Here is a 12,910-nt window from a genome sequence, read left to right on the forward strand (position 1 = left end):
GGGGGGGGGGGGGGGGGGGGGGGTGGAGCGGGCGGGGGTCAGTCGGTGAGGAGGATGCCGGTCAGGAGGACGCCTCGGGCCAGGTTGAGGACCTCGTCGCAGCCCGGGTAGCCGACCCGGGCCAGCGCGCCGGAACCGGTACGGCCGAACAGGTACGGGGCGAGGCTGTACGGGACGTCGGCGGTGACCGTCTCACCGGTCTCGATCTGCACGAAGTCCATCGCCACCCGGTCCGCCTCGTGGTAGCGCTGCAGGATGTTGCCGCCCTCGGCGATCGCCGCGCGCACCCCGTCCGCCCACGCGACAGCCGTCATCTCGCGGCCGATCAGCACTCCATGCCCGGCCGATCCGCCGGCCGGCTTGGCCACCAGGTCGGCCTGTTCGGCCAGCGCCCGGTCGAGCTGGTCGGCGGTGAGCGCGACGGTGTGCGGCACGTACCGGCGGATCAGCGTCCGGTCGTCCTCCGGCAGCAGGTCCAGGTCCTCCCAGAGCCAGGCGTAGTTGAGCTTGTTGCTGAGCAGCCAGGCGGCGCTGCTGACGAACATCGGCAGCGTGCCGGCGGCGAGCGCGCCGGCGACCGCGTCCAGGCCGGGGCTGGGGGTGACCCGGTTCGGCACGAACAGCCGGAACAGGGCGTCCACCGGGGCGCCGCCGACGACCAGGCGGCTCTGCGCGTCCAGGCCGGCGGTGGCGACCGGGGCGACGTCCAGGTCGATGCCGAACGGGCGGGCCTGGTCGATCAGCGGGGACAGGATCCGGATGAACGTCTCCGGGTCGTCCAGTCCCGGGTAGTCGGCGTCGAAGTCCATCAGCAGCGCCACCCGCGCGCCGTCGGCCAGGCCGAGCGTGTCCCGGATGGCGGCGAACCGCTGGTCCAGCAGGGACGGCGCGGGCCGCGCGCCGTCGAGCAGGTCATGGGTACGGTACAGCTCGGCGTACCGCTGGATGACGGTGTCGGCGTCGAAGCCGCCGCCGAGGCTGCTGTCGATGTTGTACTCGACGATGCACGGCACGCCGCCGGAGAACAGCACGTCCGGCCGGTACGCGGCGAGCAGCCCCTCGTGCAGTTCCTCGTCCGGGTCGAGCAGCCGGGTTTCCCCCTCCGGCACGTCGAGGAGCCGTTGCAGCTCACCGGCGGTGCGCGCGCGACGCCGGCAGGCTTCCAGGATGAGCTGGGCGATGCGGTCGCAGACCTCGTTCAGCTCGCCGAACGCGTCGGCGGTGAAGACGGGCGGGCGGGCCAGCCGCCACTGCTTGTTGTACGTGGCCCGGCCGTGGAAGATCTTCTCCCAGGCCGCGGCGCCGGTGGTCACCATCGCGGTACGGGTGGACTCGGGCAGGTCGGTCCACGCCTGGCCGAGTGGCGGCCACGTGTAGTTCGGGTCCATCGTTCATCCGTCCTTGAGGGTCAGTTGGATGGCGGCGGTGAGTTGGTCGCGGCCGGGTTGCACGGCCCGGTCCAGGGCCGGGGCGAAGGGCAGCACGGCACCGTCGGGGCGGGTGACCCGCCGGGGTGGCGCGGCCAGCCGGACCCGCTCGACCACGGTGGCGATGATCTCCCCGGCGATGCCGCAGGAGCGGTTGCCGTCGTCGACTACCACCAGCCGCCCGGTGCGGCTCACCGACTCGAACAGGCCGTCCCAGTCGAAGGGGTAGAGCGTGCGGGGGTCGAAGACCTCCACCGACGCCTGCCCGGCGAGTTCCTCGGCGACGGCGAGCGCGTCGTGCACCAGGTGCCCGACGGCCACCACCGTCACGTCGGCGCCGGGGCGGCGGACGATCCCGCGGCCCAGCGGCACCGGCGTCAGGTCGGTGACGTCGGCGCGCAGGTCCAGCGCGCCGGCCGGGGCGAAGACCACCACCGGGTCGTCGCAGCGGATCGCGGAGACCAGCAGCCCGTACGCGTCGGCCGGGGTGGCCGGTACGACTGTGGTCACCCCGACGTGGGCGAACAACGCGTACGGGTGGTCGGAGTGCTGCCCGGCCCAGCCGGTGCGGGAGCCGGAGCCGGGCACCACGTAGGTGACCGGCACCGCGCACTGGCCGCCGGTCATCAGCGGGAACTTGTGCGCGTGGTTGACGATCTGTTCGAAGACGAGGAACAGCAGCGACGGGATCTGGAACTCCACCACCGGGCGGGCCCCGGCCAGCGCCGCGCCGGTGGCGAAGCTGGTGAACGCCTGCTCGGACAGCGGGGTGTCGCGTACGCGTTCCGGGCCGAACTTCTTCAGCAGGCCGGTGGTGACGTTCGCGGCGGCCACCCGGATGTCCTCGCCGAGCACCACGACCGACTCGTCGCGGGCCATCTCGTCGGCGAGCGCCCGGGTGAGCGCCCTGCGGTAGGAGAGCCGGGGCATCAGCCACCTCCGGTCCGGGCGGTGAGCCCGCTGGCGTACAGGTGGTCCAGGGCTGTCGCCGGGTCGGGGTGCGGACCGGCGAGCGCGTATTCGACGGCGGCGTCCAGTTCCGCCTCGACGGCGGCGTCCACCTCGGCCCGTACCGCCGGGTCGAGTCGCGCTCCGGCGATGTCGACGGGATCGCGGGACCGGCCCTCGGCCACCTCTTCCGGCGGCCGGTAGTCGAGGCGTACCTGATGTTCGAACGTGTGGTGGGCGTCGAAGCGGTAGGTGCGGGCCTCGACCAGCTCGGGGCCGCCGCCGGCGCGCATCCGCGCGACGGCGGCGGCGGTGACCTCGCGTACCGCTTCGGGGTCCTGCCCGTCGACGGCGACCGCCGGCATGCCGAAGGCGGCGGCCCGCCCGGCGATGGTGCCGGCGACCGCGCCCTCGACCGGCATGGTGGTGGCGTAGCCGTTGTTCTCGCAGACGAACAGCACCGGCACCCGCCAGAGCGCGGCCAGGTTGAACGCCTCCAGGAGCATGCCCTCGTTGACCGCGCCGTCGCCGAAGAAGGTGACGCCGACGATGTCGGCGCCGCGCCGCCGGCGCTCCCACACCGCTCCGGTGAGGATCGCGCCGGCGGCTCCGACGATGGCGTTGGCGCCGAGGACGCCGACGCCGAAGTCGGCGGCGTGCATCGACCCGCCCCGGCCCCGGTTGAGCCCGGTGACCCGGCCGCACAGCTCGGCCAGCATCCGGGCCGGGTCGGCGCCCTTGGCGAGCACGTGCCCGTGCCCGCGGTGGGTGCCGGTGACCAGGTCCTCGCGGTCCAGCGCCGCGCAGACGCCGGCGGCGATCCCCTCCTGACCGAGGTACGGGTGGATGCCACCGACGATCTGTCCGGCGCGGACCAGCTCGATCGCGCGCTCCTCGAAGCGGCGGATCAGCCGGACCGTCCGGTAGAGCCGGAGCGGGTCGGAGCCGGTCACGCCGGACGGCCCTCCTTGACGGCGGCGAGGATGTCGTCCCAGAGTCGGGCGCGGGCGGTCAGCGCGGCGTTGACCGTGTCGGCGCACTCCTGCCACTTGGTGTCGTCGTCGCCGCACAGGTCGGCCAGCATCTGCATGGCCATCGGGGTGTGCTGCTCGCCGTCGACCTCGATGTGCCGCTCCAGGTAGTCGACGAACTTGTTGAGCCGGTTGCTGCGTTCGTTGACGGCGACGACCTGGGTGAACATCTCCGGGATGAGGTCCTCGCGGCCGAACGCGAACGCCGCGGCCTGGCAGTGCACCGGGGTGGTCTCGATGATCCGCCAGGTGGTGCCGGCGAACGCGGCCGACGCCGCGGGTACGCCCGCCGCGCCGAGCGCCTCGGTGACCGGCGTGCCGTCGGGCAGCAGGTCGACGAGCTTGTTCACGGCCGTGGTGTCGGCGCCGGCCTCGGTCATGCCCTGCACGTACAGCTCGAAGTGGCTGATGTAGCCGTCGCCCAGCTCGTCGCTCTCCTCGACCATGACGATGTCGTTGATCAGGCGGCGGCTGCCGGTCGGGCCGGTCGGGATCCACGGCACCGTGACGCAGGTGAGCTGCCGCTGCAGCGACTTCAGCAGGGACATGAAGTCCCAGACCGCGAAGACATGGTGCTCCATGAACGTGACGAGCGCGTCGTGGGTGTCGAGGTTGGCGTAGAGCGGGTGCTTGACCACCACGTCGCGGCGCTCGGTCACCGCCCGCTCGAGTCGCTCGATGCCCGGGTGCGTCTTACCCCAGTCGTACCGTGACATTGTCAGCCTCCCTGCTGGGCGCGGTCGCGCCAGATGACCGGGCAGTAATCGGGGTCCGCGTAGTCCGGCCGGCCCTCGTGGGTGCGGCGGACCAGCACGTCGTGGTTGTACGCGGCGAGCGTGCCGTCGGAGAGCGGATACTCCCGCCAGGCGTTGTCGCCGTCCTGCAGGTGCAGCGAGATGGCCCGGCGGGGCCGTCCGCTGACGTTCGCACCGCTGCCGTGGTAGGTGCGGCAGTGGTGGAAACTCATGTGTCCCTTGGGGATCACCATGGGGATCTTGCGGATCGTCGCCCCGTTGTACGCCGCGTTCTCGGCGAGCATGACTTCGAGCTGGTCGCGGTCCCGGTCGGCGAAGTGCCGCACCACCGTGTCGTCGGCGCCGATCTCCCGCCAGCGGTGGGAGCCGTCGACCATGGTGATGGTGCCCATCTCCTCGCCGCAGTCGTGGAACGGGATGAACGCGGTGAGCATGTTCTCCGACGACGAGGACGCCCAGTAGTGCTTGTCGAAGTGCCAGGGCACGATGTTCGACGGCTCACCGGCGATCGGCGGCTTCCAGATCAGCGTGGACTGGAAGATGCGGATCTCGGTGGCCTGCGCCAGCCGGGCGGCGACCGCCCCGATCAGCGGTTTGCGCAGGATGCGCGCGATGCCGTCGTGTTCGTGGTGCACGTAGTCGTTGTGCCGCTGCACGTCGCCCTTGGCCGGCTCCCAGTAGGCCAGCTTCGGCGGCCGGACCGGCAGCCGCCGGTCGCGTTCCCCGGCGTAGTAGCTGTCGGTGGCGGCGACCAGCTCGTCCACCTCGTCGTCGGTGAGCAGCTTCTTCGACAGGTACCAGCCGTGCTCGGCGTAGTGCCGGACGTCCTCGTCGGAGGGAAGCAGCGCCTCCTCCTCGGCGGTCAGCCCGGGATCGATGGTGGTCATGCCCCTACCCCTCCGGCCGCGGCAGCAGGGGTCGCCCCCGCCGCGGCCAGCTCGCGTTCCTTGGCCTCGTAGAGCGCCTTGATGTTGCCGCTGCCGAAGGTGCGCGCCCCGCGCCGCTCGATGAGTTCGAGGAAGAGGGTGCGGCGCACGTGCATCGACTCGGTGAAGATCTGCAGCAGCTGCCCGTCGTGGTCGGAGTCGACCAGGATGCTCAGCTCGCGCAGCCGGTCCACCGGCGCGTCGAGGCGGCCGACCCGCTGCTCCAGGCCGTCGTAGTAGGCGCCGGGCGTGCTGGCGAACCGCACCCCGCGCCCGGCGAGCGCGCCGACGGCGGTGACGATGTCGTCGGTGCGCAGCCCCAGGTGCTGCACTCCGGCGCCGGCGTGCCAGCGCAGGAAGTCCTCGATCTGGCCGGGCCGGGCGCTCGTGTCCGGCTCCAGCAGCACCAGCGTGACCTTCCCCGACGGGCTCTGCACCACCTTGGAGTTCATCGCCTGACCGGCGACCTCGATGTGCTCGGTGAAGATGTCGGCGAAGCCGAACACCTTCTCGTAGTGCGCGACGATCTCGTCGAGTTGCCCCGGCGGTACGCAGACGGCCAGGTGGTCCACCTCGGCCAGCAGCTCGTCGCCGTCCGGCGCGGCCACCGGCTCGATCGCCCCGGGCAGGAACACCTCCGGGTCGCCGCGCCGCTCGACCAGGCGGTGCACCACGTCGCCGAAGCCGCCGACCTCGGCGACCACGACCTCGGCGTCCGCGCCGGTGAAGGTGCGCGGCGGGCTCAGCGGTGTCGCGCCGCGTTCCACCAGTTCCGCGTACGCCCCGGCGGCGTCGTCGACGGCGAGCGCCACCACGGCGATGCCGTCGCCGTGCCGGTGCACGTACGTGGCCGCCGGGTGCTCGGCGGACAGCCCGTGGGTCAGCAGCAGCCGGATGCCGGCCTGGGCCAGCAGCAGCGAACGCTGCCCGTCCAGCCCGGTCTCCGGCCCGCCCTGCCCGCGCAGCCGGAAACCGACGGCGTTGTCGAAGTAGAAGGCCGCCTGCCGGGCGTCTCCCACGTACAGTTCGAGATGGTCTATCCCGTTGATGGTCATGGGCTTCCCCTGTTCCCCCCGTGATCGCGACCCGGACGGACGCCCGGGACTGGAGTCCGGTCAGCCGGCGGCCGGGGTGGCGGCCCGGCGGGCCGGCCCGGAGAGCCGGCGCAGGAGCAGACTGACGTTCTGGCCGCCGAACCCGAACGAGTTCGTCAGCGCGTGGTCGGCCCGGGTGGGCCGGGGCACGGCGCGGACGTGGTCCGCCTCGCACTCCGGGTCCGGGTCGTCCAGGTGGTAGGTGGGCGGCAGCAGGCCACTGTCGAGCGCCAGCGCGGTGGCGGCGGCCTCCAGCACCCCTGATGCGCCGAGCAGGTGCCCGGTGAGCGCCTTGGTGGAGCTGACCGGGACGCCGCCGAGGCCGAACACCTCGGCCAGCGCGATCGTCTCGGCGACGTCACCGAGCTTGGTGCCGGTGCCGTGCGCGTTGACGTACCCGACGTCGCCCGGCCCGATCCCGCCGGCGGCGAGCGCCCGGCGCATGCACGCGGCCGCTCCCGCGCCGTCCGGGCGCGGCGCGGTCGGGTGGTACGCGTCGGTGTTCGCCCCGAAACCGGCGACCTCGGCGTAGCCGCGCACGCCCCGACCGTCGGCGTGCCCGGCGCGCTCCAGCACCAGCAGCGCCGCGCCCTCGGCCAGCACGAACCCGTTGCGCCGCTTGTCGAACGGGCGGCTCGCCTCGGTGGGTTCGTCCCAGCCCCGGGCCAGCGCCCGGGCGTTGCCGAACGTGTCGGCGAACGTGGGAAACAGCGGCGCCTCGCTCGCCCCGCACACCACCACGTCGGCCTCGCCGGAGCGGATGAGGCGTACCCCGTCGGCGACCGCCTGGGCGCCGGAGGCGCAGGCCGTGCCGACCGACGAGCTGTAACCGCGGATGCCGTGCGCGATGGCGATCCGCGCCGACGGCATGTTCGGCAGGATGCCGGTGAGCAGGTACGGGCTGACCGCCGCCCGGCCCCGGGCGGCCCGCGCCAGCACCTGCCCCTCCAGCGTGGACATCCCGCCGACACCGCCGACGATCACCGCGATGCGCTCCGGGTCGACGTCGCGGCCCACCTCGATGCCCGCGTCGGCGAGCGCCTCGGCGGCGGTGATCAGGGCCAGCAGCACCACCCGGTCGAGCACCTTCGTCTCCGGTCCGGAGGCGACGCTGCGCGGGTCGATGTCCGGCAGCACGCCGGCCACCTCCAGGCTGCCCGCCGCCGGGTGTCCCTCGGGCGGCCGGCGCAACCCGGAGCGGCCGGTGAGCAGCGCGTCGAACGTGTCCGCCACGCCGCGCCCCGCCGGGGTGAACAGGCCCATGCCGGTGACGACGGCGGTCACGACGGCGCCTCGGTCAGATAGCGCTCGCGCAGCGCCACCTTGCGTACCTTGCCGGTGACGGTGACCGGGATGTCGTCGGCGCGCACCGGGACGATCCGGCGCAGCGTGGCGCCCACGTCCGGGCCCAGCGCGGTACGGATCCGCTCGGTGCGGTCCGCGTCCGGGTCGGCGCCTGCGGCCAGTTCCAGCAGCACGTCGGTGGTGACCGTGCCGTCGTCCGCCTTGACGATCACCACGGTGCAGTCGGTCACGTCGGGGCTGGCGGCCAGGATGCGCTCCTCGGACAGCGCGGTGAAGAACCGTTTGCCGTCGCCCGCCTCGACCGAGTCGACCGCCCGGTCCAGGTGGTAGTAGCGGCCGTCCTCGTCGGCGTACACCAGGTCGCCGGTGAGGTACCAGCCGCGCAGCCGGAACCGGTACGTGGTGACCGAGTCGTTCCAGTAGCCGCGGAACAGCGACGGCGAGTCGATGCCGAGCCAGCCGACCTGCCCGGGCGGCAGCTCGTTGCCGTCGGTGTCGAGCACCGCGACCTTGGTGAACCGGTACGGGCGGCCGACGCAGCGGCCGTACCTGTCGGTGTCGGAGGTGTGCGTGATGTGGAACATCGAGTGGCCCATCTCGCTGGAGCCCAGGCCGTCGATGAACACCGACCCGGGTACCCGGGTCACGCCCTGACGGGTCACCACGTCGCGGGAGCCCACCGCGACCAGCCGCCGTACGTGCGGCTCGTGCGAGCAGTCGCCGGTGTTGAACCACAGCCGCACCGAGTCCAGGTCGTAGCCGGACAGGTCGAAGCGGGCCAGCTCGGCCCAGGTGACGGAGAAGCCGAACACGCCGTCGGGGCGCCACCGCTGGATCGCGTCGAGCACCCGCTCGCCGCCCTGCTCGGAGAGCAGGAACATCTCCGCCCGGTTGCCGAGCGCCTGGTTGACCATCAGCACGGTGGCGGTGTGCGGGGCGGGCAGCGCGTTGAGGATGCGCGTGGTGCCCTGCGCCTGCGGCATGGACAGCAGGTGCCGGGTCGCGGCGAACAGGCTGGCGTGCGAGTGCAGCACCGCCTTCGGCACTCCGGTGGTGCCGGAGGTGTGGGTGATGACGATCGGGTCGTCCGGGTGGTGCCGGTAGTGCGCGGGCGCCGCGTCCGGGTCGCCGGCCCCGGCCTGCGCGGGCTCGCCGAGCATCGGCGCGCCCAGGTCGTGCCCGGCCAGCGCCTGCGCCTGCGCGGCGTCGGCGAGCACCCCGGCGGCGCGCAGCCGGCGGATGTACTCGGCGGCGATCTCGGGGCGCAGCCTGCCGTTCATCAGCGCCGGGATGGCGCCCAGGCGGGTCAGCGCCAGGAACGACAGCACCATGTCGGCGGCCGTACCGGCCCAGACGGCGACCGGGTCGCGGGGTTTCACCCCGCGTTCGTGCAGCCAGGCTGCCCGGGCGGCGACCATCCGGTCGAGCCGGCCCAGGGTCAGCGGGGTCTCGGCCGGGTGGCCGTCGACCTCGGTGTCGAATGTGAGCCCCGGCCCGTCCGGGGCGGCGCCGTGGGCCAGCACCCGGGCGAGCACGTTGCCCGCGCCGAGTTCCGCGTCGGCTGCGAGCGCGCCGCGCAGTCCCTTCGTCCTCATTGACGTGTTCCCTCCCCCAGCAGCACCGCGGTCGCCTCGCCCGGCGTACCGTCCGATGCCAGTTCGATCAGGATCAGCAACGCCTGTGCGGCGTCGCCGTCGTGCAGCAGCAGGTCCGCCTCGGCCTCCCCCTCGGCCCGCGGGTCGCCGGTCGGGCTCAGGCACACCACCGGCCCGTCCAGTCCCCAGCGCGCCGCGACGTGCCCGGCCACGCTGTTCGGCACCGACTGGAAGAAGAACAGCGGCCCGATCCGGTCACCGGCGTCCACCGCGGCCCGGACGTGCGCCGCGCTGGCCGTGTCCCCGCCGGCGCTGACCAGCACCACCGCCGTACCGTTGCCCGGCGGCAGCGGCCCGGTGCCGTAGCGCCGCGCGAGGCACCGCTCGGCCACCGCCACCACGAGAGGCGCGAACGCCGAGTGCACAAACCCCGGCACCCCCGCCGGCCCCTCATCCCCGTCCTCGGGCCACCGCGCCTCCGCGTCGTTGCGCGATCTTGCGGTTGGCGCCCTCTCGGCGGGCGTTGTGCCCGTTTCGCCGGGGCCGGAAGTGCAAGATCGCGGAGGGCTGGGGGTGGAGGCGGTCATGAGGTGCTCACCAGGAGTGCGGTGTTGGCGCCGCCGAAGGCGGCGTTGAGGGTCAGGGCGTGCCCGGTGCGCGCGGGGCGGGGGGCGTCGCGGATGACGTCCAGCGGGCACTGCGGGTCCGGGCCGAGCCAGCCGGCGGTGACCGGCAGCTTGCCGTGCCGCAGGGCCAGCACGGTGACCAGCAGTTCCAGCAGCCCGGACGCCTCCAGCGCGTGCCCGTGCACCGACTTGGTGGAGCTGACCGGCAGCCGCCCGGCGCCGTCGCCGAACACCCGGGTCAGCGCCGCCGCCTCGGAGGCGTCGCTGAACGGGGTGCCGGTGGCGTTGGCGTTGACGTAGCCGACCGCCTCCGGTGGCAGCCCGCCGCGGCGCAGCGCCGCCTCGACCGCCCGGGCCAGCCCCAGCCCTTCCGGGTGCGGCTGGCACGCGTGGTAGGCGTCCCCCGCCCGCCCCCACCCGGCCACCGTCGCCACCGTCTCGGCGCCCCGCCGGGCGGCGGCACTCGCCGACTCCAGCACCACGGCGGCCACCCCGTCGCCCAGCAGCAGTCCCTTGCGGCCGGCGCTGAACGGGCGTACCGCGCCGTCGGCGGCGAGCGCCCGCCCGGCGTCGAACAGCGCGTACTGGTCCGGTTCGACCAGGTAACCGGCCGCGACCACGACCCGCTCCAGGTCGCCCCGGCGGATCAGCGCCGCCGCGTCGGCGACCGCGCTGCTCGCCGACACGCAGGCGGTGGTGTAGATCCGGGTCCGCCCGCCCAGGCCGCACCGCGCGGCCAGGTGACCGGCGAGCGCCGGCACCGTCGGCGCGTCCCGCCCCTCGGGTACGGGCAACGAGTGCGGCCCGCCGTGGGTGGCCAGGAACAACGCCGACCCGGCGCGCCCGGCCCGGTCCAGCCCGGCGGCCCCGGCGGCGGCGTCGATCGCGTCGGCCAGCTCGTCGGCGAGCGTGCCGACGTCCGGCGCTGTGGCCGCCACCGTGACCCGGCGGCCGGTGGTGTCGAAACGGCGCACCGGTCCGAACGCCGGGGCGCCGGTGAGCACCCCGGCCAGCAGCGCGTCGGCGCCCCTGCCGAGGGCGCTGAGCGCGTACGTGCCGGTGATCCGTACGGTTTCCCGCTCAGCCATCTGCGGGAGCGGTCAGCGCGCCGCGGAACACCGCGAGCGCGTCGTCGACGGTGCGGATTCCGGCGAGCTGGTCGTCGCTCAGGTCCAGCCGGCGGTCGTAGCGCTGCTCGACCATGTGCACCAGCCAGGCCAGCTCCATCGAGCCGAGCCGGTCCGGCACCTGGTCGGCGGGTTTCGCGGTCAGTTCGGCGAGCATGCTCACCAGGTCAGCTCGCCCCAGGTCGGGCTGACCGGACATCAGGACTTGTCGCTGTTCGCGGCCACCCGGTCGGCGACCATCGTGGTGAACTCGCCGACCGTCATCAGCGCCAGCTTCTCCGACTCGTCGTCGGCGAACTTCAGGCCGTACCGGTCCTCGACGCGGACCGCGAGGTCGGCCAGGGCCAGCGACTCCAGGTCGACGCCGGAGGGGCCGAGGGTGGTGTCGTCGTCGAGCTCGTCCACGTCGTAGTTCATGTCGGCGAGCTGTTCGACGACGAAAGTGCGGACCTGGTCTCGCATGGGTTCAGACCTCTTCTCCGTGTACCGGCTGACGGTGCCCGGTCGGGACACCGTGTGCGTGTGGACCGGCCGGCTCGGGCGCGCGGGTGGCGCGCCGCTCGGCCGGGGCGGGTCGGGATTCGGGGTGGACCGGACGTCCGGCGGGCGTCCGGCGGCTGCGCGGCTCGTACAGCGGGCCGGTCACGACGCCGCGTCCCGCAGCGCCGGGACCGACCGGACCAGCTTTCCGGTGGTGGTGCGGGGCATCTGGTCGAGCAGCCGCAGCGTGCGGGGGCGCTTGAAGCCGGCCAGCCGCTCGGCGATCAGCTTGTCCAGCGTCTCCTCGGTCAGTGAGCCGTCGGTCTGGACGTACGCGGTGATGCCGTCGTCCCAGACCACCACCGCGGCGACGACGCCGGGCAGGCCGGCGACGGTGGCCTCCACCTCGGTCAGGTCGACCTTCAGGCCGCCCACCGACACCTGCGAGTCGAGCCGGCCCTTGATGGTGACCAGGCCGGTGTCCGGGTCGACCACCCCGGCGTCACGGGTGTGCAGCCAGCCGTCGGCCCACCGGGTCGGGTCGGCCAGTCCCACGTACGGGTTGGCGGGGCAGCTGACCCACAGCTCGCCGTCGCGCTCGCGCACCTCGATGCCGGGGGCGGGCGCGATGGCGGGGCGGTGCCGCCCGTACAGGTCGGTGCCGATGACGCCGACCTCGGTCATCCCGTACATGTTGCCCAGCGGCACGCCGTAGCGGTCGGTGAACACGTTCGCCACGGCGGCGCTCACCAGCTCGCCGCCGGTGGTCATGCGCTTGAGCTGGGGCAGCGGCCCGGCCGGTGTGGTGGAGGCGAGCAGCCCGATGTGGAACGGCACGCCGAGCACCGTGGCCGGGGTGTCCTGGGCGGCGACGGCGGCGAGGATCGCGTCGCCGCTGAGCCGCTCCGGCGGGCACAGCTCGACGCCCGCGTGCAGCCCGTAGAGCAGGCCGCCGACCAGGCCGAGCACGTGCACCATGCTGGGCAGCAGGATGATCCGCTCGCCGGGCAGCGCGACGCCGTCGATGCGGGTGTAGCGGCGCACCTCGGCGACCAGGTCGGCGGCGGTGCGGCCGATCACCTTGGACGGTCCGGTGGAGCCGGAGCTGAGCTGGATCACCGCGTGCGGGCTGGCCGCCGGGCGGTCGGAGTACGCGCTGACCCCGGCGGTGACGTCGACGAAGATGCGCAGCGCGCCGCCGCCGGAGCGCACCGGGGCGACCACCACCTGCGGGCTGAGCCGGCGCAGCGCCTGGTCGACCTCGTGGTCGGTGAGCCGGTGGTCCAGCAGCACCGCCTGCGCGCCGCTGCGCCAGGTGGCGAGCAGGTGCGCCACGTACGCCAGCGAGGGCGGCAGGCGCAGCGCGGCCGCGCCTCCGGCGCGCAGCCCGGCCTCGGCGAGCCGGTCCTGCGCCTCGCCGACGAGCCGGCGCAGCGTGCCCTTGTCCACCGGTTCGGGCAGGCGCAGGCAGATGTCGGTGTCGCGGCCGGTGAACAGGATGTCGTCCACCCAGTCCACCGTCGTCGAGGCAGGATCTTCCGCCACGGGATGTGCAGTCACGACCAGCCACCGTTCCAATGAGGAACTGGGCGGATC

13 protein-coding genes are annotated in these 12,910 nt (G+C 73.8%); all 13 read right to left on the reverse strand.

Annotated elements, in window-relative coordinates; all coding sequences use genetic code 11:
• Positions 1–38 precede the first annotated feature (38 nt).
• Positions 39–1,388: an ATP-grasp domain-containing protein gene (locus BAW75_RS25830; RefSeq protein ID WP_104115195.1), complete on the reverse strand. Its 1,350-nt coding sequence runs from the start codon at positions 1,386–1,388 to the stop codon at positions 39–41.
• 3 nt (positions 1,389–1,391) lie between these two features.
• Positions 1,392–2,357 carry an alpha-ketoacid dehydrogenase subunit beta gene (locus tag BAW75_RS25835; RefSeq protein WP_104115196.1) on the reverse strand — a complete coding sequence of 322 codons (966 nt, stop codon included), beginning with the start codon at positions 2,355–2,357 and terminating at the stop codon, positions 1,392–1,394.
• Positions 2,357–3,328 carry a thiamine pyrophosphate-dependent dehydrogenase E1 component subunit alpha gene (locus tag BAW75_RS25840; protein WP_104115197.1) on the reverse strand — a complete coding sequence of 324 codons (972 nt, stop codon included), beginning with the start codon at positions 3,326–3,328 and terminating at the stop codon, positions 2,357–2,359. The genes BAW75_RS25835 and BAW75_RS25840 overlap by 1 nt, the downstream gene beginning before the upstream one ends.
• On the reverse strand, positions 3,325–4,122 hold the full coding sequence (locus BAW75_RS25845; protein ID WP_104115198.1) for a DUF3050 domain-containing protein: 798 nt from the start codon (positions 4,120–4,122) through the stop codon (positions 3,325–3,327). Before BAW75_RS25845 ends, BAW75_RS25840 begins: the two co-directional genes overlap by 4 nt.
• 2 nt (positions 4,123–4,124) lie before the next feature.
• Positions 4,125–5,048: a phytanoyl-CoA dioxygenase family protein gene (locus BAW75_RS25850; protein ID WP_043323636.1), complete on the reverse strand. Its 924-nt coding sequence runs from the start codon at positions 5,046–5,048 to the stop codon at positions 4,125–4,127.
• Positions 5,045–6,142: a 4-hydroxyphenylpyruvate dioxygenase gene (hppD, locus tag BAW75_RS25855; protein ID WP_104115199.1), complete on the reverse strand. Its 1,098-nt coding sequence runs from the start codon at positions 6,140–6,142 to the stop codon at positions 5,045–5,047. Before hppD ends, BAW75_RS25850 begins: the two co-directional genes overlap by 4 nt.
• A gap of 60 nt (positions 6,143–6,202) precedes the next feature.
• Complete coding sequence (locus BAW75_RS25860) at positions 6,203–7,465, reverse strand: beta-ketoacyl-[acyl-carrier-protein] synthase family protein (RefSeq protein WP_043323632.1); 1,263 nt, start codon at positions 7,463–7,465, stop codon at positions 6,203–6,205.
• Positions 7,462–9,081 (reverse strand): class I adenylate-forming enzyme family protein, encoded by a 1,620-nt coding sequence (locus BAW75_RS25865; protein WP_104115200.1) that lies wholly within the window; start codon positions 9,079–9,081, stop codon positions 7,462–7,464. Before BAW75_RS25865 ends, BAW75_RS25860 begins: the two co-directional genes overlap by 4 nt.
• Positions 9,078–9,518: a beta-ketoacyl synthase chain length factor gene (locus BAW75_RS25870; RefSeq protein ID WP_104115201.1), complete on the reverse strand. Its 441-nt coding sequence runs from the start codon at positions 9,516–9,518 to the stop codon at positions 9,078–9,080. The genes BAW75_RS25865 and BAW75_RS25870 overlap by 4 nt, the downstream gene beginning before the upstream one ends.
• Positions 9,519–9,664: 146 nt before the next feature.
• Positions 9,665–10,795, reverse strand: coding sequence for a beta-ketoacyl-[acyl-carrier-protein] synthase family protein (locus BAW75_RS25875; protein WP_104115202.1), 1,131 nt, complete (start codon positions 10,793–10,795; stop codon positions 9,665–9,667).
• Positions 10,788–11,033 carry a hypothetical protein gene (locus BAW75_RS25880; protein WP_104115203.1) on the reverse strand — a complete coding sequence of 82 codons (246 nt, stop codon included), beginning with the start codon at positions 11,031–11,033 and terminating at the stop codon, positions 10,788–10,790. The genes BAW75_RS25875 and BAW75_RS25880 overlap by 8 nt, the downstream gene beginning before the upstream one ends.
• Complete coding sequence (locus BAW75_RS25885; RefSeq protein WP_104115204.1) at positions 11,033–11,296, reverse strand: acyl carrier protein; 264 nt, start codon at positions 11,294–11,296, stop codon at positions 11,033–11,035. The genes BAW75_RS25880 and BAW75_RS25885 overlap by 1 nt, the downstream gene beginning before the upstream one ends.
• 180 nt (positions 11,297–11,476) lie before the next feature.
• Positions 11,477–12,874 (reverse strand): class I adenylate-forming enzyme family protein, encoded by a 1,398-nt coding sequence (locus BAW75_RS25890; RefSeq protein WP_104115217.1) that lies wholly within the window; start codon positions 12,872–12,874, stop codon positions 11,477–11,479.
• Positions 12,875–12,910: the final 36 nt, after the last annotated feature.

Origin of the sequence: Micromonospora chalcea (assembly GCF_002926165.1) — a bacterium.
In the GTDB taxonomy this organism is placed as follows: domain Bacteria; phylum Actinomycetota; class Actinomycetes; order Mycobacteriales; family Micromonosporaceae; genus Micromonospora; species Micromonospora chalcea.

Excerpts from the sequence above, each read along its gene's own strand:
- BAW75_RS25875 (WP_104115202.1), bottom strand. The coding sequence starts at position 10,795 with ATGGCTGAGCGGGAAACCGTACGGATCACCGGCACGTACGCGCTCAGC.
- BAW75_RS25835 (WP_104115196.1), bottom strand. The coding sequence starts at position 2,357 with ATGCCCCGGCTCTCCTACCGCAGGGCGCTCACCCGGGCGCTCGCCGAC.
- BAW75_RS25845 (WP_104115198.1), bottom strand. The coding sequence starts at position 4,122 with ATGTCACGGTACGACTGGGGTAAGACGCACCCGGGCATCGAGCGACTC.
- BAW75_RS25830 (WP_104115195.1), bottom strand. The coding sequence starts at position 1,388 with ATGGACCCGAACTACACGTGGCCGCCACTCGGCCAGGCGTGGACCGAC.
- hppD (WP_104115199.1), bottom strand. The coding sequence starts at position 6,142 with ATGACCATCAACGGGATAGACCATCTCGAACTGTACGTGGGAGACGCC.
- BAW75_RS25885 (WP_104115204.1), bottom strand. The coding sequence starts at position 11,296 with ATGCGAGACCAGGTCCGCACTTTCGTCGTCGAACAGCTCGCCGACATG.
- BAW75_RS25880 (WP_104115203.1), bottom strand. The coding sequence starts at position 11,033 with ATGTCCGGTCAGCCCGACCTGGGGCGAGCTGACCTGGTGAGCATGCTC.
- BAW75_RS25850 (WP_043323636.1), bottom strand. The coding sequence starts at position 5,048 with ATGACCACCATCGATCCCGGGCTGACCGCCGAGGAGGAGGCGCTGCTT.
- BAW75_RS25865 (WP_104115200.1), bottom strand. The coding sequence starts at position 9,081 with ATGAGGACGAAGGGACTGCGCGGCGCGCTCGCAGCCGACGCGGAACTC.